At 66.1% G+C, this 21,595-nt stretch carries 20 protein-coding genes; 6 read left to right on the top strand and 14 right to left on the bottom strand.

Features of this window, described 5'->3' with window-relative positions:
* Positions 1-55: 55 nt before the first annotated feature.
* The 3 genes from CPCC7001_RS01595 (at position 56) to CPCC7001_RS01585 (ending at position 2,276) form a co-directional block, all read left to right on the top strand.
* A complete protein-coding gene (locus tag CPCC7001_RS01595; protein WP_006910145.1) occupies positions 56-997 on the top strand; it encodes a GNAT family N-acetyltransferase in 942 nt (313 codons plus the stop codon).
* A gap of 137 nt (positions 998-1,134) precedes the next feature.
* The gene (locus CPCC7001_RS01590; RefSeq protein ID WP_006909221.1) at positions 1,135-1,524 is read left to right on the top strand and encodes a hypothetical protein; all 390 of its coding nucleotides are present in this window, start codon (positions 1,135-1,137) and stop codon (positions 1,522-1,524) included.
* A 29-nt stretch (positions 1,525-1,553) separates the two neighbouring features.
* Positions 1,554-2,276, top strand: a complete 723-nt coding sequence (locus tag CPCC7001_RS01585; RefSeq protein WP_006910093.1) for a triacylglycerol lipase — start codon at positions 1,554-1,556, stop codon at positions 2,274-2,276.
* On the opposite strand, the gene CPCC7001_RS01580 is transcribed toward CPCC7001_RS01585, so the two are convergent.
* From CPCC7001_RS01580 to CPCC7001_RS01535, 11 genes are all read right to left on the bottom strand, one after another.
* Positions 2,231-2,941, bottom strand: a complete 711-nt coding sequence (locus tag CPCC7001_RS01580; RefSeq protein ID WP_225867141.1) for a chitin deacetylase family protein — start codon at positions 2,939-2,941, stop codon at positions 2,231-2,233. The two genes, CPCC7001_RS01585 and CPCC7001_RS01580, sit on opposite strands and share 46 nt — an antisense overlap.
* A 50-nt stretch (positions 2,942-2,991) precedes the next feature.
* Positions 2,992-3,924, bottom strand: coding sequence for a polyphosphate kinase 2 family protein (locus tag CPCC7001_RS01575; protein ID WP_083782540.1), 933 nt, complete (start codon positions 3,922-3,924; stop codon positions 2,992-2,994).
* Positions 3,925-4,039: 115 nt separating this feature from the next.
* Positions 4,040-6,535 (bottom strand): plasma-membrane proton-efflux P-type ATPase, encoded by a 2,496-nt coding sequence (locus tag CPCC7001_RS01570; RefSeq protein ID WP_006909486.1) that lies wholly within the window; start codon positions 6,533-6,535, stop codon positions 4,040-4,042.
* Positions 6,536-6,587: 52 nt separating this feature from the next.
* Positions 6,588-7,025, bottom strand: coding sequence for a DUF302 domain-containing protein (locus tag CPCC7001_RS01565; RefSeq protein ID WP_225867140.1), 438 nt, complete (start codon positions 7,023-7,025; stop codon positions 6,588-6,590).
* Entirely contained in the window at positions 7,015-7,161 is a 147-nt protein-coding gene (locus tag CPCC7001_RS14915) for a lmo0937 family membrane protein (protein ID WP_006911068.1), read from the bottom strand. Before CPCC7001_RS14915 ends, CPCC7001_RS01565 begins: the two co-directional genes overlap by 11 nt.
* Before the next feature lie 112 nt (positions 7,162-7,273).
* Entirely contained in the window at positions 7,274-7,807 is a 534-nt protein-coding gene (locus tag CPCC7001_RS15675) for a CsbD family protein (protein ID WP_225867139.1), read from the bottom strand.
* A gap of 135 nt (positions 7,808-7,942) precedes the next feature.
* Positions 7,943-8,896 (bottom strand): DUF389 domain-containing protein, encoded by a 954-nt coding sequence (locus CPCC7001_RS01555; protein WP_006910255.1) that lies wholly within the window; start codon positions 8,894-8,896, stop codon positions 7,943-7,945.
* A 133-nt stretch (positions 8,897-9,029) separates the two neighbouring features.
* Positions 9,030-10,184 carry a hypothetical protein gene (locus CPCC7001_RS01550; protein ID WP_006911457.1) on the bottom strand — a complete coding sequence of 385 codons (1,155 nt, stop codon included), beginning with the start codon at positions 10,182-10,184 and terminating at the stop codon, positions 9,030-9,032.
* 280 nt (positions 10,185-10,464) lie between these two features.
* The gene (locus CPCC7001_RS01545) at positions 10,465-11,706 is read right to left on the bottom strand and encodes a PAS domain-containing protein (protein ID WP_006909171.1); all 1,242 of its coding nucleotides are present in this window, start codon (positions 11,704-11,706) and stop codon (positions 10,465-10,467) included.
* Positions 11,707-11,709: 3 nt separating this feature from the next.
* Positions 11,710-12,717 carry a sigma-70 family RNA polymerase sigma factor gene (locus CPCC7001_RS13905; RefSeq protein WP_006911052.1) on the bottom strand — a complete coding sequence of 336 codons (1,008 nt, stop codon included), beginning with the start codon at positions 12,715-12,717 and terminating at the stop codon, positions 11,710-11,712.
* Between the two features lie 152 nt (positions 12,718-12,869).
* On the bottom strand, positions 12,870-16,184 hold the full coding sequence (locus CPCC7001_RS01535) for a chemotaxis protein CheB (RefSeq protein ID WP_225867138.1): 3,315 nt from the start codon (positions 16,182-16,184) through the stop codon (positions 12,870-12,872).
* A gap of 109 nt (positions 16,185-16,293) precedes the next feature.
* Between CPCC7001_RS01535 and CPCC7001_RS01530 the strand changes: the two genes are divergently transcribed.
* On the top strand, positions 16,294-17,358 hold the full coding sequence (locus tag CPCC7001_RS01530; RefSeq protein ID WP_006911647.1) for a helix-turn-helix transcriptional regulator: 1,065 nt from the start codon (positions 16,294-16,296) through the stop codon (positions 17,356-17,358).
* A complete protein-coding gene (locus CPCC7001_RS01525) occupies positions 17,355-18,158 on the top strand; it encodes a carboxylesterase (protein WP_006911599.1) in 804 nt (267 codons plus the stop codon). Before CPCC7001_RS01530 ends, CPCC7001_RS01525 begins: the two co-directional genes overlap by 4 nt.
* On the opposite strand, the gene CPCC7001_RS01520 is transcribed toward CPCC7001_RS01525, so the two are convergent.
* Entirely contained in the window at positions 18,137-18,556 is a 420-nt protein-coding gene (locus CPCC7001_RS01520) for a nuclear transport factor 2 family protein (protein ID WP_006910306.1), read from the bottom strand. The two genes, CPCC7001_RS01525 and CPCC7001_RS01520, sit on opposite strands and share 22 nt — an antisense overlap.
* Before the next feature lie 169 nt (positions 18,557-18,725).
* Here CPCC7001_RS01520 and CPCC7001_RS01515 point away from each other — a divergent pair, with 169 nt between their 5' ends.
* The gene (locus CPCC7001_RS01515; RefSeq protein ID WP_043368459.1) at positions 18,726-18,959 is read left to right on the top strand and encodes a hypothetical protein; all 234 of its coding nucleotides are present in this window, start codon (positions 18,726-18,728) and stop codon (positions 18,957-18,959) included.
* Here CPCC7001_RS01515 and CPCC7001_RS01510 read toward each other — a convergent pair.
* Positions 18,932-19,402: a cupredoxin domain-containing protein gene (locus tag CPCC7001_RS01510; RefSeq protein WP_006910411.1), complete on the bottom strand. Its 471-nt coding sequence runs from the start codon at positions 19,400-19,402 to the stop codon at positions 18,932-18,934. The genes CPCC7001_RS01515 and CPCC7001_RS01510 overlap by 28 nt on opposite strands.
* A complete protein-coding gene (locus tag CPCC7001_RS01505) occupies positions 19,399-21,537 on the bottom strand; it encodes a copper-translocating P-type ATPase (RefSeq protein WP_006909615.1) in 2,139 nt (712 codons plus the stop codon). The genes CPCC7001_RS01510 and CPCC7001_RS01505 overlap by 4 nt, the downstream gene beginning before the upstream one ends.
* Between the last annotated feature and the right edge of the window lie 58 nt (positions 21,538-21,595).

Genomic DNA, 21,595 nt, shown 5'->3' with positions numbered 1-21,595 from the left:
GGACCAGGGCTGGTATCGCTACGATCGCCCATCCAACGACGGCAGCGCACGGCTCGTGAGCCTCTCCATCCGACTTCTCCAAGAGCAGGAGCTGTCCGCGGCGGAAGATCTCTTCAGGCTCGCCTTTGGCACCTTCCTTGGATTGCCAGAGCCGAGCAACTTCGGCGGCGATGCGAACTACGTGCAACCCCGATGGAGGCTCGACCCGACAGCGGCCTTTGCCGCTGAGCTGGATGGAACGTTGGTCGGATCCAACATTGCCTGTCGTTGGGGGAGTGTCGGCACCTTCGGGCCTCTTTCCGTTCACCCTGACTGCTGGAATCAAGGCATTGCCCAGCGCCTGATCGAGCCCGTGCTGGATCTGTTTGACGCCTGGGGGATCCAACAGGCCGGATTGTTCACCTTCGCCAACAGCCCCAAGCACCATGCGCTGTATGGCAAGTTCGGGTTCTACCCACGCTTTCTGACCTACCTGATGGCGAAACCCATTCAGATGGAGGTCACCAGCGTGTCCGGATCCACCTACTCCCAGCTCACCCCTGAGCAGCGCCTGGAGTGTCTTGAAGCCTGTTCAGCGCTCACGGATGCCCTCTACCCGGGCCTGGACCTCTCCCGAGAGATCGAAGCCGTTCATTCCCAGGCATTGGGAGATACGGTCTTGCTGTGGGATGAGGCAGGCCTGGCGGCCTTTGCGGTCTGCCATTGTGGGCCCGGCAGTGAGGCCGGCAGTGGGGCTTGCTACGTGAAATTCGGCGGCGTCCGCCCGGGGCCCCGCACGGCCGAGCAGTTCGAGATGCTGCTCGATCAATGTGAGCGTCATGGGGCGTCCCAGCAGGCGTCGCGTCTGCTGGCTGGGGTGAACACCAGCCATGAAGCGGCTCTTGGGCGCATGGTCGCCCGAGGTTTCCGTACAGAAATGCCCGGTGTCGTGATGCACCGGCCCAACGACCCTGGGTACAACCGCCCCGATCTGTTTGTTCTGGATGACTGGCGGTGATGGTTTCCTTCAGCCGATGACGGCCACGCCATGGACTCCCACGCCACCGGCTGACGATCCGGCTCGGCCGCTTCCCCTTTCGCCGGGATGATTGGCAGCTGCCCTGACCTGACCCGATTGGATGGCCGACCCTGGCCATGAGGGTTGTACTGCATGTGCTCGGGTCGATCCTGGTGCTGCCCTATGCGGCCCTGGCGCTGTGGTTCCTGGTCATCGGGGACATCGCCCGATCCAAGGGGCTGTTCGCCGTCCTCGAGACGGCCCTGAACCACCTCAACGGTGTTCTCCTCTGGGGGATCTACCTGCTTCCGCTGCTGTGGCTCGGCCTGGTGGTGATGGGTTGCGTTCCCCGGCTGCAGCAGCCGGGCGCCCTGTGCCTGGCCCTGCTGGCCCTTGCGAGTTGTCTGGTGGTGGTGAGCCTGTCGTCCACCCCGGTGGGCCTCGATGATCTCGTGCTGCTGTTCCCCTGTCTTGCGGTCGCCGTGAGCAGCGCCTGGTCGTTCTGGCGGGCCGGATCAAGGATGTAGCCAACCCGATCAGCAGCACACACCGGCCCATGCCCACCCAACCGATCCTGATCCTGGGCGGCTTCCTGATCAGCCCCGAGGCCTACGCGCCGATGCGGGAGCGGCTGGAACAGCTGAGCGGCCAGCCGGTGCGACTGGTGCCCGTGGGCAAACCGGAATGGCTGCTCACCGTGTTCGCCTTTGCCTGGGCGCGGATCCTCGATCGCGTCGCCGTCGCCGCCCGTGAGCTGGCCCGACAGTCGCCCACCGGCACGGTGACGCTGATCGGCCACAGCTCCGGCGGCATCATGCTGCGGCTGTTTCTGGATGACGCCCCCTTCCAGGGCCGGCGCTACGACGGCAAGGCCCTGGCCAGCGCGCTGGTGATGCTGGGCAGCCCCCATACGGCCCTCAAGGCCACCGTGCTGCGCCAGATGGTGCAGCGGCGCCTGCCGGGCTGTCCCTTCGCCGATCAGGTGCGCTACCTGTCGGTGGCGGGCGATCTGGAGCTGGCCGAGGCCACACCGATGGCCCAACGCCTGGCCCCCACGGCCTACCGCAACAGCACGGGTGATCCCCACGACCGGGGCGACGGCCTGGTGCCGGTGGCCTCCGCCCTGCTGGAGGGCTCCACCCCGCTGGTGCTTCCCGGCGTGGCCCATGGCGGTGCCTTCGGGCCGCGTTGGTATGGCAGCCCGGAGGTGGTGGAGCAGTGGTGGGCGGCCCTTCAGGAGCCCGGATCGAGCAGCTCCGCCAGCGGCACGAACGTGTAGCCGCGCCGGCGCAGGTCAGGCACGATCCGCTGCAGCGTGCGGCAGGTGCGGGCGTTCAGAGCCGGGGTGTCATGCAGCACCAGGATGCCGCCGGGGTGGGCGTTGCAGCGCACGAACCAGCGCACGAACCACAGCGGCGGCTTCAGGGTGTCCCACGGGAAGATCGAGCCCAGCACCAGCCGATAGTGGCGTCCTGCCAGCCACGCCAGCATCCGCCGGTGGAACCAGCCCTGCCCTGGCCGGCACCAGCGCCAGGTCACCGGCTCGGGGAAGGCGGCTCGCTCCACGCGTCGCTCGGTGTTCCGGAGCTGCCGGTGAAAGCTGGACTCCTCCAGAGCGGCAGAGGGTTCATCACGCCAGAGATGGTTGCCGAGCTCATGCCCCTGCTGCAGCGCCCGGAGGGGGAAGGCCGGATCCCGCTCCAGATGGGACCCGATCAGGAAGAAGGTGGCAGGCACCTGCAGTTCCTCCAGCAGCTCCAGCAGGGCCTCGGAACCGGGGCCGCTGGGGCCGTCGTCGAGGGTCAGGGCCAGCCGTTTGCTGGGCCCGCGGCCACAGAACAGCACCTGCGGGTGGAGCGGCGCCAGCAGGAAGCGGATCAGCAGCGAGGGAAGCAGCAGACCGAGCACCACCAGATCCAGGAGGAGCACCAGGACAACCAGCAAGTGGTTCGTCATTGTCCATACAACAGGGTATAGCCTGGGGCAGCAATGATCTAATCCTGCTGCTCGAGCATCGATCGGGCATTGAGGAGTTCGGCCTCCTGCTGTGCACTCAGGCTGGGATATGAGAGGTTCATCTCCTTTAGCTTCGTATAGATTACGGCAGCCACGGCAAGCCGTGTAAACCATTTATGATCGGCTGGGATAATGTACCAAGGAGCAATGGCTGTGCTCGTGTGGTTGAACATGGCTTCATAGGCAGCCATATAGTCGTTCCAGTAGCTGCGCTCGATGACATCCTTGACAGAATATTTCCAGTTCTTCTCGGGTCGGCCAACCCTCTCCAGCAGACGGTCCTTCTGCTCACTCTTGGACACATTCAAGAAGAACTTGAGCACGACGGTACCATTGTTGACGAGGTAGTCTTCGAATGCGTTGATTTCCCTGAAGCGGCGATACCATATCTCCTCATCAATCAACGCTTTGGGAAGCTGGCGTGAGCCCATCAACTCGGGATGGACTCGTGTGATGAGAACATCTTCATAGTAGGAGCGGTTGAAGACGCAGATATTTCCTCGTCGCGGCAGCACATTTGAACAGCGCCAGAGGAAACCATGGTCCAGTTCTTCGATGGAAGGAGCCTTGAAACTGTAAACACGACAACCTTGCGGATTGATTCCAGACAGTACATGCCTGATTGTGCTGTCTTTGCCAGCGGCATCCATGGCCTGAAGAATAATCAGCAAGGCATGGGTGTCCTGGGCATAGAGCATGCCCTGGTAGATAGCCAAGGCACGGATAGCCTCCTGCAGATCGCGATCGGCATCATCCTTTTCCAGATAATGGGCCTTGTAACCAGGGTCGAAGTCACTGGCAAGGGAGATGGTCTTGCCAGGGGGAACAACCAAGGGCCTCACCAGACGACCAAGATCTGGGATCGGGAATGGATTGGATGGTGCATGCTGTTCAGAGAATTGCTCGTCCATGGCCTTGGGATGCCGCAAAGGTGAAGTAAAACCACTTGATCCATTGACTCTGTTCAGGCTGCTCCTCGGGCACGCAGAAGTTGGAGCCATTTAAGACATAGCCATGAGGAATCCATCAGCCAATGATGCTGGCCTGCCGGAGTCGCGCCGCCCCATCAGCCTGTGGTTCTGAGTTCAGAAACCGGTAGACCACCAACTTGAGGCGGTCATTGACCACGAACCAGACCAGGGCATAGCCCCATACCGCCAGGGCCCAACTCCATCCCAGCGGAGCCATGAACCATCCATACACCGCAATCAGCGTGGCGAGCAACTGGGTTCCGCACACTGCCAGCAGCAGGACCCTTGATGGACGGATAGACCAGAATGGACCACGAGTCCGCGTCAGGAAGATCGTCAGATGCCCTGCCACAGAAAGCTTCAGGTACATCAGCGTCTGGAGATGAGAACGATCGAGATTGTAGATACGCTCGCCAAGAAAGAACAGTCCAAAGGCTGACGCGACGCCAACCACGCCCAATGCAGTGGCGACCCCAAGCACAATGCGCATATTCCATCTTTCTGGGGTATTGCTGTAATGGACGTTATCGTACGCAATAGAGAGTATGGCGCCATCATTGAGCAAGGCAAGCATCACGATCATGACGGCGGTTACAGGGTAAAAGTTAAACGCCAGGATCGAGGCCGTCATGAACAGAAGAACGCGCAGTGTTTCGGCGATGCGGTAAATTGCATAACTGGTCATTCTCTGGAAGATCTTGCGGCTTGCCTTGATCGCATCGATGATCACGGATAAGCCTGGGCTCATCAGCACTATCGAAGCGGCACTTCTGGCCGCATCCGTGGCATCCGAAACGGCAATGCCGCAGTCGGCCTGCTTCAGGGCGGGAGCATCGTTGACCCCGTCTCCCGTCATGCCAACGATGTGGCCGTGCTGCTGGAGAACCTGCACGATCTGAAACTTGTGCTCCGGAAACACCTGCGCGAATCCATCCGCCTGTTCGATCGACTTCGCCAACAACCCCTTTTGAGCGGTCTGGGTGGCTCCAAACCCGTTGGCATCGAGGATCAGGGAGCCCAGCCCCAGCTTCTCCGCCGTTTCCTGGGCGATAGGCAATTGGTCACCGGTGATCATCTTGACCATCACGCCCATCTCGTGGGCGGTGGCGATGGTCGCCCGGGCTTCCCGGCGAGGGGGATCGAACAGGGGCAAGACCCCCAGAAACTGCCAGTGGCCTTCCGCATCCGTGCGAGCCACCCCCAAAGACCGGTATCCGCGTGCTGCAAACCCATGGATGGCGTGCTCGACGGAAGCCGAGACCTCGGCGCGGTTGCAAGACAAGGCCAGGATCACCTGAGGGGCCCCTTTGGTGACCTTGAAGTCCCCGCCGTCTCCGCGCCGGATGGTGGCCTCGGTGCGCTTGTGCACCGGATCAAAGGGCTGAAAGTGAACCACCTGGTAGCCATCCAGGCTCTGGCCCTCGCCCAGGCCGCCCAGCACCGCCCGGTCGATCGGGTCCTTGTTATCCGAACGTGATGCCAGTGCGGCGTACAACGTCACCAGGTTTGAACCTGGGCCGTCGCCGGAGCGATCCACACTGAAGGGTGCCCCCAGGGTGAGCGTGTTCTGGGTCAGTGTGCCGGTCTTGTCCGAACACAGCACATCGACCCCAGCCAGCTCCTCAATGGCCGCCAAGCGGGTCACAATGGCTCCCCTCTTCGTGAGCAGACGTGCCCCCACCGCCATGGTCACGGAAAGGACGGTGGGCATGGCCACGGGAATCGCCGCCACAGTCAACACCAAGGCGAACTGAAGGGTTGTGAGCAGGGGATCTCCGCGGAACAGCGCCACGGCCATGATCACGGTGACCAGAATCAGCGCGAGCAGGATCAGATAGTTCCCGATCTTCAACACGGCTTGTTGAAAATGGCTCACGCTGTGGGCAGATTGCACAAGTTCCGCCGTCTTGCCGAAGTAGGTGGATCCACCTGTGGCAAAGACCAACGCGTCGATCTCCCCCTGGCGAATGATGGATCCTGAAAACACGACATCGCCACTGGAACGTGTGGTGGGCAACGATTCACCCGTTAGCGCCGACTGATCCACCTGCAGTGGCTCACCAGCCAACAAGCGGGCATCCGCCGGCACAATGTCGCCGAGGCGCAGATGGACGACATCGCCAGGCACCAATTCCCGCGATTCCAGAGTTGTCCACTGTTGATCCCGCTTCACCTGGGCCTTCAAGGCCAGTTTGGCCTGGAGCGCCGCAATGGCATTGCCTGCCTGGTGTTCTTCCCAGAAGCCGATCACCCCGTTGGCCAGCAGCAGCACGAGGATGATGACAAGATCTGGCCAGTGCCTGGCGAGTGCCGAAAGCACCACAGCGAACTCAATCATCCATGGAATCGGACCCCAGAAATAGGTCAGAAACTTCAGGATCTGATTGGTCTTTCTTTCTTTGATCTCATTGCTGCCGTACTCTCTCAGACGGTGCAGAGCCTCTGTCTGGCTCAGGCCAGCTGGGGATGACTTCAGTGCGTGCAGCAGCTGCTCTGTATCCAGCGTCTCCCATTTCCCACTGGGACCATGGTTCTGACGTGTGGGACCCATTGTCCTGATGCCTGATTGTCCTGAGAGGTCTTGTCTTAGCAGGCCGTGAACCTCAGCGCCCGCGCCGCGAAGCGGCCTCCTGGATGATGCCAATAGCAGAGGCTTCCACCTCTCGCGCCACCTCCATCAGTTCGGGATCGGAGGACAGGCTGCTCAGCATGGCTGCGGGGCGGATCATGCCGATGCTGGTCTGGCCAGCTTGGGTGTACACGGCGATCCGGCAAGGCAGGGCCATGGTCAGCTTCATGTCGCTTCTCAGCACCCTGGCTGCCTGTTGCGGGTTGCACACCTCCATCACCCGGCACTCCTCAACAAAGGTGATGCCCTTGCTGCGCAGACTTTCTCCGAGGTCAAGCAAGGACAACACACCAAAGCCATGGGCTGCCACGGCAGCATGCATGTCGGCACTGGCCTCGTCGAATGATTTCGCTGTCTCCAGAATGAAGAATTGATCCATGGGATCGGGCCACTTCAGGGGTTCAGAGGCCACGCCCTCGAATCAGACGCAGCAGAATGGCGATTACGGCAATGACCAGCAGGACATGAATCAAGCCTCCGAGGGTAAAGTTTGTGAGAAACCCTAGGAGCCAGAGAACAACCAGAACAACGACAATCAACTCCAGCATCGCTCTCTCCAGTGAGGATGGATTATGGGGATAGAAGCTATACTCAGGCCTGGAACTGTCTTTTCTGATCTGTCAGGGGATGCCGTCGCTTCTGGTGCGGCATCCCGAAGACTCAGCTCAGATCATCGGCCACCTTTCCCGCAGTATCGCGCACTCCCCTGGCCGCAGATGCAGCGCCATCCTTGAGATTGCCAGCCACATTCATGGCCGAAGCCTGAACCTGCTTGGCCTTGCCCTTGATCTGGTGGCCAGGATCACCCGTGAGTTCACCATAGGCCGACTCCAGCTTGCCCTCTGCGTCTTTGGCTGCAGCGTCGAATTTGTTTGACATCGTTAAGAATGCAATGGGTTGAGGCTGTCCAGTTGCAGCCATCGCAACACCGCTCAGGGGGAGAATGATCGTGATCATCAACACCGCAGAAGCCATCAGCGAGGCAACAAGATCCTTCCAACGTAGATTCATCCGTAGATTCATCCGTAGATTCATCGATGGCGTGTCCCGTTCCTTCCCTTTAAGCTTAGCCAGGTCGGTCCGGGCCGAATTCAACCAATGGGATAAGGACGGATGATTCAGTCGAGTGATCCATTGCCACGTGTTGCAGCCTGGGAGTTCAGCAGTATGACGAGTGTTGAAGCCCTTCTCCATGGAAAGCCTCACCTCTCGGTCGAGACCAGTTCAGCGAAGTCCACTCCTTGGCCCATCCCCTTTCACTGGACCGGCCTACCGCAGGAGCAACGACGTGCTGCGCGAGCGGCACCCGCGTTGCGGGACGATTCTCTTTCAGTCACTGATGGACGAATAGGAGAGCATGGAGATGATCTCCACGGCGACATCAACGTGGCAAGACGTACTCGCCATGATCTCTGTACCAATCTGATCGGCGAGAATATCTGGGATCTCACCGCCGAGGCGGCACCGCAGTCGGACATCCACAACAGCTTCGTATTCACCCAGAAGGGTGACATCCACGCAGCTGCCAAGGGCAATGAAATTGGTTACGGCTTTGAGCAATCCCGCCACGATGCCGCGAATGCTCTTCTCGAGCTCCAGGTGCCGGCGTCGTACACCGCTGATGGCAAGGATGGAGACGCTGCCGACCAGATCCAGAGCTGCGACATTCAGCAGCAGCAGAGAGAATGCGTTCCAGCTGTGCTCTGGCTGTCCGAGGGCCCATCCGATGCCAATCACGGCTGCGGGTGGAATGAGCGAGATCGCCACCTGCACGCCGATCACCGCATCGATGGCTTGCCCCCAGGGATGCTCCACGATGTTCGGCTGGGAAATCAACGCCAGGGAGGCCGCCGCACCGGCCGACACTGCAATCAGCGTGCTCAGAACCACGTCCCTTGCCGATGGCATCGCCCTCAGCAGAATCTCAGGAGTGATGTCAATACCTGAAAGACAACTCCGCAACAAGAATGTAATGGCAGCGGAAACACAGGCGCCGATCAAGAGCAGCCCGAAGAACTGCTTGATGATGCCACCGAGGAAGACCCGACCATTTCGAAACAGCGCACCGATGCATACCGCCCGCGAGGGTGCCATGAACGGAGCGACACACATCGACCCGATGACCACGGCCGCACTGTTTAGCAGGAGCCCTGCCGTTGCCATCACTGTGGCGGCCACCACCATGGAGATGTATCCACCGGTGATGGTTGCACCCGAGATGGCGCGTTGCTCCAGCGTGGTGTGGTAGTTCCTGACACCCCAAGCTCCGATGACCAGTTCCACGTCTTTTGGACGTAGTTGCTGGCTGTCCCTGTACGTCATGCCTGCCTCATCAACAGACTCGTCATCCTCAGCAACCTACGGTCAGAAACCAAGTGGCCTAGGCAAGGCCGGTTCGCAGCACTGCCACGTCCGCTCAGTAGCGGTAGATGGCAGCAATCCCTGTCATGGTAGGCATTCTGGCGGCAGGGAGTACCACCACTTCTGTTCCCATCTGGAGAGCCGTCTTGCCGAGGTCGTCAAGAAGATCATTGACGTTCGGATCTTCCAACTGCCCCAACTCGATCTCGCCCGTCTGAGGGTTCAGCCGGCCCGGGATGTTCCGTTGGGCCTGAATCAGCAATGTAGCCACTCGCCCATCCACTACGGCCTTCGCCACGGGACCCAGCGTGTCGTCACCCTGTCCTGAAGAGCAGGCACTGCCAAACTCCTCCATCAGGGCGGCCATGTGATGCAGGACCTGAGGCTCTCGAACTGCCCAGGCCCGTTGCCGCAGCTGCTCCGTTGAGGAGTTCTCCTCTGGAAACATGTCGATGCTGTCCTGCATCAGGAAGGGGTTGTGGCTGATTGCGTGGAAGAGGGCATGGTGCTCCGGCAGGGCCGCCAGGATCAGCGGCAGGCCCGATGGCCGGGAGTGGTGTTCCAGAACGGCGCTGTCGACGGCCCTGAAGAAGCGCTCCGTATCGTGATCCGCCTCGGCCTTTCTTCCACCATGGCCATGGTGCATGGGGGCGTGTCCGGCACCCACCCCGCCATAGGAGGCAACGGTGTGGTGCGCTTCCGTCACGTCCGCCCCCAGGGCCTCGGTCATGGTTCGGGGGATCTCCGCGGCCAGATCAATTTCGTCCAGGGCGTCCCGGCTGCCCTCGAAGAGCCTGACCTCCGTGCGGCTGAGGCCGAGCACCTGATAGCGGTCAGCGGACTGAAGGATCTGCAGTAGCGGCTTGAGGTGAAAACTGTCGGCGACAACCGCTAGTTCCGCTACTGGATGCTGGAGTTTGTAGACCCGAAACAGATCCTGGGCTCCGAGCACAGCCAGGCCATCGAGGGTGTGATTCCAGAAATCGAGGTCATGGGCGAGCGCCAGAAAGGGCCGCAGCAGGGGTTCGATCTCACCCTGCGGCAAACGTCTCTGCAACGACTCTTCCAGCGCCTTGACCAGATTCCTGAAACGTATGGGGTCCTGCTGGTTGTCCGGATCGTGCCGATGGGTGGGTTGATAGAGCGAGAGGCAAGGAGGAGGGCAGTCGCTCAGGAGCCCTGCTGTGATGTCCTTGTTGAAGCTGTTCACGGCGATCTCCTTGTCTTTCTTGATTGATGCGTCGTCACCAAGGGAGTCGAACGGTTGGTGATTCGGTGGGGCCAGTACCTCGGCGACGACGCCGCGTATCCACTGTCTAGCTGCGTGATCGCAGAATCGAACTCAGACCTTCACAGGTCGTAGGGCAGCTGGCTGTTTCATGTCATCCCCGTGATGACGAGGATGGATCAGGGAGAGGCTGCCCACATCTCTGCCCACCCCAGGCACGTCATCACCTCCAGAGATGGGTTTCCCGTCAACATCGATTCGCTCACAGGATCGCAATCGCCAGGTTGCGTGGTGTGTTGCGGGGCCGGGCCTGCTCCAGGGCCTGCTCCGCCCGCAGCAGCAGCTCCTCCAGCCGGCTGCCCGGTGTCTCCAGGGCCATGCCCACACAGGGATCGATCACAACCGGATCGCCCCCCAGATCCAACGGCAGGGTGAGCGTCGCGTGCACCCGCTCCACCAGGGCCGTGGCCTCGCCGATGTGGGCCACGCCCGCTGTCACGCCGAGCAGTTGGCCTGTGGCGAAGTTGCCCACGAGGCCGTCAGGTCCGAGGGCCTGCGCCAGGCGCTCCGTGAAGGCCCGCCAGAGGAGATCACCGGTCGCGGTTCCGGGCGGATAACGGAGCAGCTGGGCCTCGGAGAGGGCACACAGGAGCAGGCTGAGCGGCTGGGTGCGGTGCGTGTGGCGATGGCGGCGGGCCAGGAGCGTGAGCACATCGCCTTCTGCGGCCACTGGCGCGGCCGGCCTGGCGGCGAGGGTCGTGAGCACCAGGCTCTGGGTCGCAGCGCCTGCGCTGCGCAGACCACTGAGGGTCGCCAGAACCGCAAGGCCGCGGCCGTCGCTCCCCACCAGATCCAGGGCAGCCCGCTCGGTTCGGCCAGGGCCCGCGGCCCGCAACCGCTGAAAGATCTTCAGCTGGTCAGGGGGCAGGAAGGCGTCCAGAGTGCGGCCAAGCAGGCTCTGCCGGGGATGATCAAGCAGCTCGGCAAGACGCGGGTTGGCGTACAGCACCACTCCGGTGGAGGAGAGGGTGGCGACCGCCTCACCCATCTGCTCCACCAGGTGGCGGTAGCAGGCGTCGCCGCTTTCACGCAGGTACACACCGCCGTTCACCACCAGGGCATCCGCCTCTCCACTGGTGATCGCCTCCACCAGAGCCCGCAAGGCAGCGTTCTCCGCCTGGAGTTGGCGCAGGCGCCGGCGGAACCACCCTGGCGGGCCGCTGCGGAGCGCCGAACACGGTGGCGCCGCCGACGGCAGCGGATCGGCCACCAGGCTGGGGATGGCGCGCACGCCGGCCCGGAGGGCCGGCTCGGGGTCGCTGGACACATCCACCACCCGGAGCTCCACCCGGGTGCTTCCCTCCTGATCGCAGAGGTGACGCAACCGGCACAGCGCTGCGGCCGAGGCCGGTGCGCCGCCGCAGATGAACAGCGTCCAGATCCAGGGGACGTCGTGGGCCGGGATCGTCGTCGCCGGCACGGGGGCGCAGTCGGTGCTGGGCACGCCTCAGCCCCCCCTGGGATCGAGAACCGGACCCAACCGGCGGCGCAGGTTCTTCAGGGTGCGGCGCTCGACACTCTGGACACAGCTCTTGCTCACCCCCAGTACGCGCGCTGTCTTGGAGCAGGAGCGGGACTCATCGTCGCCGTAGCGAAGCTGGAGCACCTGCCGGTCGCGCAGATCGAGAGCGTCCAGATGCTCATGCAGCCAGCGGTAGTCATCGTGCGGCACGTTGCCGCGCCGATCCGGGATCACCTCGATCAGGGTTGTGTCCTCCCCCATGCTTGCTGAGGGCTTGTCCAGCGATGTGGTGCTGCATTGGCGCACCACGGTGAGGGCGGTCTGCAGGCGCTGCTCCTTCTCCCCGAGGAGCGCGGCTATGGCGCCGATGGAGAGGGGCTGCTCCGCGCAGGCTTCCAGCAGCTGGGCGCGGTAGGCGATGTTGCGCAGTGCGGTGGGAATGCGAATGCCGTTGCCGGTGGCCGTCATGCAGCGCTGAACGGCCTGGTGAATCCAGGAAAAGGCGTAGGTGGACAAGCGGTAACCCCGCGAAGGATCGAACAGTTCAACCGCACGCATCAGGCCGATGTTTCCGGCCTGGTAGAGATCCAGCATCTCGAGCTGAAGATTGCCGATCCGGCCGCGATAGCGCCGGCACACCATCACTACCAGGCGCAGATTGGCGGTGACCATGCGATTGCGGGCCCTGGTTCCCCGACGCCGCAGTGACAGCGGCGGATCCGGATGCTGCAGCCACTCCTGCACGGTGCCGGCGAGGTGCAGCTCCTCGGCGGGCGTGAGCAGGGGAACGCGCGCGATCAGGCGCAGATAGTCACTGAGGCCATCGCCGCCGCGGAAGCGGGGATGGGCGGGGGCCAGGCGGGCATCGCGCGATGCCTTCGGAACAGGATCCGGAGGATCGATCTCCTGGTCCTGGTCCCCCTGCCGTGCCGGTTCCTGCTCGCTCTGCGGCGCTGCTGCGTGGAATCGATCCTGTACCGGGTTGTAGACCATGGCCGATCCCTGCTTTCCTCTCTCGTGGCTTCACCGTAAGGGGATAATTCCGGCCCCCCACTGGGGCCATCCCGAACGCTGCACCTGTGCGCCAATGCAGCACCTTTGCGATAAAGCACAGCCCTGCCGACCGGCTGCCGGATGTCTCCGCGTCAGGCAGGGGGATGCACCAGCAGCGTGATCCACTCCCTGGCGAGGGATTGCCGGGGCAGGCGCAGCTCCACCGCCACAGGCTGGAGCGCTCCCTCACGGTTTCTGAGGGAAAGCACGGGTCGAGCGGAGGGCGGCCCCCCATCGCCATCGCCCCGCTCCCGGGCCTCCCGGATCAGGGCCTCCAGCTCCTCCTGCGGGCAGAGCATCGCCGCGCTCACCCCCGTGATCGAGCCCGGGTCGAAGCCCACGGCAGCGCAGAACACCCCATTGGCCATCACGACGCGCTGTTGCCCGTCGAGCACGGCCACGCCGAAGCTGGCGTTCTGGAACACGGATTCAAAGATCGCCGCGAGTTCATCGGCCCGTTCCTGCAGGCCGTGCACGTCGGTGACGTCGGCCAGGGTGCCGACCACGAAGCGCTCCTCGCCATTGCGGACCACCCGGGCCGACTCCTTCATCCAGAGCTGGCGGCCGTCACGGGTGGTGAAGGGATAGGTGATCGACCAGTGGCTCTGCAGGGGGTCGCGGGCGGCCCGGACCCTGGCGCGGTCGGCCGGGGCGATCGCCTCCTCGAGCAGCTCCGGCCGTTCGCACACCTCCGCGGGGGTCCAGCCTGTCAGGGCCTGGATCCGCTGGCTGGCGTAGAGCAACCGGGTGCCGGTGTGGTCCCACTTCCACACCACCTCATCGAGGGCATCGGTGAGGGTGGAGAATTCATTGAGGGCCGCTTCCGCCGCCTGGCGCACGGCCACCAGTTCCGACACGTCGGTGAGGGTCACGATGGCGCCCCGCCGGCGCCCGTCCCGCTCGAGATAGGGAACCACCTGGATCAGGTAGGCCACGTCCTCGCTGCTGGCCTCGAAGCTCTGTCGCGGCCCCCCGTCGAGGACGGTCTTGAGGGCCTCCTCCAGACCTGGCAGGGGAACGGTGGTGGGCACAGCCCGCAACGGCTGGCCGATGTCCGTGTCCACCAGGCCGAACACCCGCACCGCCAGCGGGGAGAAGCGGGTGACGCGGAGGTGGCGATCCACGATCACCATGCCCTGGCTCAGGGAGGTCTGGATGTTCTCCAGTTCGACATTGAGCTGCTCGAGTTCCTCACTGCGGGACCCCAGCTGCTGGTTCAGGGTGGCGAGCTCCTCGTTGGTGGCCTGGAGCTCCTCGTTGGAGGCCTCCAGTTCCTCGTTCGACGACTGCAGCTCCTCGGAGGAGGCCAGCAGCTCCTCCGAGGAGGCCTCCAGCTCCTCGTTGGTCTGCTCGAGTTCCGCCAGGGAGCGCCGAAGGGTGTCCTGGCTGGCCAGCAGCTCGTGCTCCAGCCGCTCGATCTCCCGGTCGAAGGCGGCGTCCCGGGCCTCCGGGGGGCCGGGCAGCGGCTCCCGGCCCCCCGGAGGCAGCGGCTGAAAGGTGAGCACGGTGAGCTGGCGCTCCCCCACCCACATCTGGCGGGCCTCCAGGCGCACCGCCCCCTCCAGGCCCTCCAGCTGCAGCGGCTGACTGCTGGCGGCCAGGCCGTCAGCGCGGGCGAGCACCAGCAGGGCCCGGGCCTCCGCCTGCAGACCCGGCCGGAGGAAGGCGTGGGCCGAGGTGGTCATCCGGCCTTCGGGCAGACGGCAGAAGGGGGTCACATCGCCCAGCACCTCCACCAGGTCGTGGTTCTCATCCAGCACCAGGGCCGCCGGACAGAGGGCGCGGGTGAGCGCTTCGAGCAGGGCCATATGCTGCTCGGGCACTGTCTCGCGCAGCACGGCGATCCGCCCCCCCGAGGGCGGACCCTTGGCGGTCCTCTGCACCAGCGGCACCAGGGCGGGGCGGGGGCGCCGGGCCCCCTGCGGCGTGCGGCTGTAGAGGCCGTGTTCGGCGTCGGCCACGGCGAAGCCGGCCGTCCTGCTGCCGAGGGATTCGGAGCTGCCCAGCAGCAGCAGACCACCGGGGAGCAGGCCGAAACGGAAGCGGTCGATCACCCGCTCCTGCATCGGCGCGGTGAAGTAGATGAGCGTGTTGCGGCAGGAGATCAGGTCGAGGCTGGGGAAGGGCGGGTCCTCGCCCACGTCGTGGCGGGCGAAGACGGCGCAGGCCCGCAGGCCCTCACTGATCTCGATCTCACTGCCGTGTTCGATCACGAACCGCTGGCGCAGCGCAGCGGGGATGGGCTTGGCCGCCGCGAGCGGGTAGCGGGCGCGGCGGGCGATCGCCAGGCTCTGTTCCTCGAGATCGGTGGCGAAGATCTTGAGATTGGCGGCGAGGTCGGCGGGATGGCCCAGCACCGCACTGATCACCATTGCGATGGAATACACCTCCTCCCCCGAGGCACAGCCGGGCACCCACACCCGCAGGCGTTCCGGCGAGGTCCTCCTGGCCACGTAGTCGCCCAGCCGCTGCTCGAGCGCCTCGTAGACCAGCGGATCCCGGAAGAAGGCCGTGACGGCGACCAGCAGGTTGTGCACCAGCCTCTGGGCCTCCTCACCCTCCGCCGTGAGCAGGGGGAGATACTCCTCCAGCCGGCTCACCTGACGGATCGCCATCCGGCGCTGCACCTGCCGGCGCAGGGTGGACGCCTTGTACTCGGAGAAATCGATGCCGCAGGCGTGCTTGAGCTGCGCCGTCACGGCGTCGAGCTGCAGCGGCTCCGCAGCCGGCTGGCCCTCCGCCACCCCGGACCTTCCCGCCGCGGTGAGCTCGGCCAGGCGGGGGCCGATGGCCCCCGGGGCCAGCACCAGGTCCACACCCCCGAGGCTGATGGCAGCCCGGGGCATCGCATCGAACTTGGCGCTCTCGGGTGTCTGGGCCAGGGTGAGCCCGCCCGCGACCCGCAGGGCCCGCACGCCGCGGGCGCCATCGGCCCCGGTGCCGGAAAGCACCACCGCAACGCCGCGCTCCCCCCAGTGGTCGGCGATCGAATCGAACAGCAGGTCGATGCAGGGGCTGGGCCCGAAGCGGGGAACCGGATCGCTCAGCCGCAGCCGTTCGCCGTCCACCGTGAGGTCGTGGTTGGGCGGGGCGATGGCGATCACGTCGGCCTGGAGCGCCGCCCCGTCGACCGCCGTGACCACCGGCAGCGTGGTGGCATGGGCCACCAGCTCCACGATCAGGCTGCGGTGTTCCGGGGCCAGGTGCTGGGCCACCACGTAGGCCAGGCCGGCGCCAGCCACCAGGCTACCGGCCAGCTCCTGCAGCGCTTCGAGGCCACCGGCCGAAGCTCCGATGCCCACCACATGGGTCACCGTGCCGGGCGGGCCTGCTGCGTCCTGGCCTGCCGTGTCCTGGCCTGGCGTGCCCTGGCCTGCCACGCCCTTGCTGGTCCGACGTCGCCGCACGGCGAACCTCGCGTGGTGTCCGAAGCTCAAATTAGACACAGCCGGTGCCCTGGTTCGAAGCCGGCGGACCATGATCCGGGGGTGAGCAGCAGCCTCCGCAGCCAATCCCATGGGCCCTGAGCCGGTCCCTCCGGCCGCTGGTCACCCGCAGGCCGAGGCGCTCGACAACCCCTTCCGGCGCCGTCTGGTTCTGCTCGAGGATCTCCAATCCAGCAGGGAACTGCTGGGCACCGTGCTGCCCCTGCGGGAGTTCCGCGCCGCCCAGCCCGGCGAACCCTGGTGGCACTACGGCGTCAACACCTGGCTGGGGAGCGTGGTGGTGGTGGCCGGGATCCTGCCGCCCGCCCAGATGGTCAGCGCCGATCAGCGCCGGCTCACGGTGTTCCTGGGCTATGGCGGCGATCAGCAGATCCGCCAGGCCTCGCGCCGCTGGTCATGCCCGGCGGAGGGGTGCCTGATGGTGCCGGGCGACAGCTTCAGCTGGGAGGGCACCCTGGTGAGCCTGCTGGTGTTCCGGCTCGAACCGGAACGCCTGCTGCAGACGGCCAGCGCCATGGCGGGCCTGGGGCAGTCCCCCCACCCCTGGCGAGCCCTGCTCCAGCGCCCCCATGACTGGCCACCGGCCACCGCGGCGAACGGGGCTCCCCTGCAGGCCCTGCTGCGCCAGGAGATGGCGCTGGCGGACCGGCTGGCGGCCTACGGCGACGGGCTGGCGGACCGGCTGCAGGTGGACGACCGGATCTACCGGCTGATGGCGGCGATGCTGCTGCCGGAGGTGCGCGAGGAGGGCCCGCTCGACCGCCTCACGCAGAAGCATCGCCAGGGACGCGACGCCTTCGATGAGCTGATCGACTTCATCCGCCTCAACCTCTCCGAGCCGCTCAGCCTCACGATGCTGGAGGAGCACAGCCACTACTCGCGCCGCACGCTGCAGTACGCCTTCCGGGAACGGCTCGGCTGCACCGCCACCCAGTGGATCCGCAGCCAGCGGCTCGATCTGGCCCGCCAGCACCTGCAGCACCCGTCCCCCGGCGACACGATCGCCAGCATCGCCGCCCGCTGCGGCTACCGCTCCCTCAGCCTGTTCAGCGTGGAGTTTCAGCAGCGCTTCCACGTGAAACCCTCCCAGCTGCTGCGGGAGGCGCGATCCTCCCTGCCCCCGGAGGTCTGGTGAGCGCGGAGCCCTCCATCCCCACCCCAGCGGCGGCCGACCCCGCTCCGCTCTCCCTTCGTGGCCAGCGCGGCGTGGCCGTGCTGCTGCTGCATGGCTTCACCGGCTCGCCCGCCGAGATGAAGCCCCTGGCTCAGCGGCTGCATCGCGCCGGCTACAGCGTGGAGGTGCCGCTGCTGAGGGGCCACGGCACCCGCGTGGAGGATCTCGAGGCGGTGAGGGCGGGCGACTGGCGCGAGCAGGTGGCCCAGGAGGTGGCGCACCTGCGGCGGCGGGGCGAGCGGGTGGTGGTGGGGGGCCTGTCGCTGGGGTCCATCCTGGCCTTGCAGCTGGGCCTGGAGGATCCCCAGCTGGAAGGCCTGCTGCTCTACTCCCCGCCGATCAGCGTGCGGGACCGGCGCCGTTTCCTGGCACCGCTGCTGCGGCTGCTGGTGCGCACCCTGCCGAAGCCGGCGGAGGATTTCGTGGACCCCGCCGCCGGCGGGAGGTTCTGGGGCTACGCGCGCTACCCGGTGGCCACCAGCCTGGAGGTGCTGCGGCTGATCGCCCGGGTCCGCCGGCAGCTGCGCCGGAACGGCCTGCCGCTGCGGGCCCTGGTGGTGCTGAGCCATCGGGACCGGGTGGTGCGGGCGGAGCGGTCCATGGCCCTGCTGCAGCGCTGGCTCGATCCGGCCCTTTGCCGCTTCCACTGGCTCGAGGGGGGCGGCCATGTGCTCACGATCGATGCCGGCTGGCCCGAGTTGGCGGAGCTCACGCTGGAGACCCTGCAGGACTGGGAGGTTCAGTCCACGAAACGCTTGTAGAGCCAGCGCACGAACCCTCCCACCACGGGCACCGGCGCAAAGGTGGGCCCCACGAAGTCGAAGTAGTCGCGATGGTCCACGATCTGGCCGGCGTCGTTGAGCAGCAGGCGGGTCGTGCCGGGATAGGTGAATGTGATGCCCCTGATCTTCAGGCCCATCTCCCACTCGATGAACGCGGTGGTGCCGTCGATCGCGATCGCTGCTGGCTTCAGCATCACATCGTCGCAGCGTTTCACCAGACCCTCCTGGGCCTCGATGTAGGCCTGCAGGCCCTGGCGCTCCTGGGTCGGATCCTGAAAGTGCACGTCCTCGGCGTAGTGGGAGCGCCACAGGTCCTCCGAGGGCGCGGGGGAGCCGTAGTGCTTGGTGAACAGGGTGCGCAGGCTGGCTTCATCCATGGAGGCGGTGGTGCGGGAGTGGGGGCTGAACAGGCCTCCAGTGTGTGCTCTTCTTAAGCAATGAAACGGGAGGCGACGAATGGCCCAGACCCCTGTGTTGCTCCTCCGGTTCACTTTTAGGGTCTGAACCGCAGTGCCGTGTGACGACACACGGGTGATCCCGATCGCCATGAACCAGCAGCGGCACGAGCATCCGGCCGGACGGGGCGGCTGGGGACCCTCTCCCTCCCGCCAGCGCTGGGATTCCACCGACGATGCGGCGCTGGTTCAGCTGATCACCACCGTGGTGGCGGGCGTGATTCTGATGGCGCCGGCCCTGCTGCTGATCGATCAACTCAGCCCGTCTCTGGGGCCGTCGCTCACGGCCACGCCCCGCTACCTGGAGCGCATCGCCCTCGACTGATCCGGCACCACCTCCAGGGAGCCCCGCACCATGGCCATGCCGCAGTGGAAGGGGTAGATGCCGGGCTCCAGCGGCGGCAGCTCCAGGCTGGTGCGGGCGTTGAGGGGCAGATCGAGGCTGCGCTGGAAGTCCGGCACGATCACCCGGGCCACGCAGCTGCTGGGATCGAGCCGGTGGAAGGTGAGCCGCACCGGCCGCCCGGCCTGCAGGCGTACCCGCGCCGGAACATAGCCCCCATCCACAGTGATGGTCACCTCCTGCCAGCCGCCCGCCGCGGCCGTGGCCAGGGCGGCATCGCCGTGGCGGCCCAGGAACCACCAGAGCTCCGCCGCGATCAGGGCCAGGCCGGCGGCGGCCACGGCCAGCCGCAGGGCCAGGGGCTGGTGGATCGAGCGCCAGAGCGGCTCGGCCAAGGGGAGGGCGGCGGCAAGCAGGCAGGTCATCGGCGGGCGGCAGCGGGCAGGGGCCTGGGCCGGAAGCGGCGCAGCCGCAGGGCATTGCTCACCACCGACACGGAACTGAACGCCATGGCGGCGCCGGCCAGCATCGGGCTGAGCAGCCAGCCGGTGAAGGGAAACAGCAGGCCGGCGGCGATCGGAAGGCCGGCCACGTTGTAGGCGAAGGCGAACACCAGGTTCTGGCGGATGTTGGCCATGGCGTGGCGGCTGAGCTCGATCGCCGCCGGCACGCCGGCCAGCTGGCCTGAGATCAGGGTGATGTCGCTGGCGGCGATCGCCACATCGGTGCCGGTGCCCATCGCCAGGCCCACATCGGCCGCCGCCAGGGCCGGGGCGTCGTTGATGCCGTCGCCCACCATCGCCACCGGACCCTCCCCCTGCTCCTGCAGCCGCCGGATCACCGCGGCCTTGTCGGCGGGGCGCACCTCGGCGATCACCCGCTCGATCCCCAGCTGCTCGCCCACCACCTCGGCGGTGCGGCGGGCATCGCCGCTGAGCAGCACCACCTGCAGGCCGAGGCGCCGCAGGGCCGCCACGGCGGCAGCGGCATCGGGCTTGAGCGGATCGGCGATGCCGAAACAGGCTTCGATCCGGCCGTCCACCGCCACCGCCGCCACGCTGCGGGCCGAGGCCTCCAGCCGGGCGGCCAGGGGATCGAGGGCCGTGGCCTCGAAGCCGAGCTCCCGGAACCAGCGGGGGGTGCCCACCTGGACGTGGTGGCCGCCGGCGCGGCCCTGCACGCCCAGGCCGGCCACCGCCTCGAAGTGCTCCACCGCGGGCAGAGCCCCCGTGCCGAGCTGGGGGCGGAGGTAGCCCACGATCGCCTCCGCCAGCGGATGCTCCGAGCGCTCCTCCAGGGCCGCCACGGCGGCGAGCAGCTCCAGCGCCGGCAGCCGGCTCCCGCTCAGGCGCTCGAAATCGGTGACCGCCGGCTGACCGCGGGTGAGGGTGCCGGTCTTGTCGAACACCAGGGTGCGCAGACCGCCGGCGGTTTCCAGGGCCTCGGCGCTGCGGAAGATCAGGCCGTTCTCTGCCCCCTTCCCCGAGGCCACCATGATCGAGGTGGGGGTGGCCAGGCCGAGGGCACAGGGACAGGCGATCACCAGCACGCTCACCAGGAAGAGCATCGCCAGCACGGCATTGCCGCTGATCAGGAACCAGAGCACGAAGGCCGCGATGGCCAGGGCGATCACCGCCGGCACGAACCAGCCCACCACCTGATCCGCCAGCCGCTGCACCCGGGTGCGGGAGCTCTGGGCCTGGCGCACCAGCTCCACGATCTGGGCCAGCACGGTGTCGCCACCCACCTGGCTGACGCGGAAGCTGAAGCTGCCGCTGCGGTTGAGAGAGGCGCCGATCACGGTGTCGCCGGGGCCTTTCTGGATCGGGGTGGGCTCGCCGGTGAGCATCGACTCCTCCACCCAGGAGCGGCCCTCCACCACCACCCCGTCCACGGGCAGCTTCTCGCCGGGCCGCACCTGCACCAGATCCCCCACCGCCACCAGGGACACCGGGATCTCCTGGGGCACGCCATCCCTCAGCACCCGGGCGGTGGGGGGCTGGAGCTGCAGCAGGCGCCGGATTGCCTCAGAGGTCTGGCCGCGAGCCCGGGCCTCCAGGAGGCGGCCCAGCAGCACCAGGGTGAGGATCACCGCGGCGGTTTCGTAGTACACATCCGCCGGCAGGCCCTCGGCCGTGAGCAGCTGCGGCGCCAGGGTGGCCACCACGGAGGTGAGCCAGGCGATGCCGGTGCCGGCGGCCACCAGGGTGTTCATGTCGGCGCTGTGCTGGCGGAAGGCCGAGGCGGCGCCGCTGAAGAACTCCCGCCCGCACCAGAACAGCACCGGCGTGGTGAGCAGCAGCTGGGTCCAGGGGCTGGTGAACCAGGGCGGCAGCAGGGGCAGGGAATGGCGCCCGAGCATGTGGGGCAGGCTGGAGAGCATCACCAGCAGGGTGAGCACCGCGGCCACACCCAGCTTGCGGCGCAGCAGGGTGAACTCCCGGGCCAGCTCCCGGTCCATGGCCGCGGCCGACTCCGCCGGGCCGGGCCCGGGGCCGTTGCCGGCGCAGCAGGAGGACGGCGACGGGGAGGGGGAGGAGGAGGAGGACGTGGCGCTCATCGGCGGTGGACCAGCACGGGCAGTCGTGTCTTCAACCTATGGGGTCCGCTTCTGGGGG

Origin of the sequence: Cyanobium sp. PCC 7001 (genome assembly GCF_000155635.1) — a bacterium.
Classification (GTDB): Bacteria; Cyanobacteriota; Cyanobacteriia; order PCC-6307; family Cyanobiaceae; genus NIES-981.
This window is presented reverse-complemented; position numbering and strand designations above follow the sequence as displayed.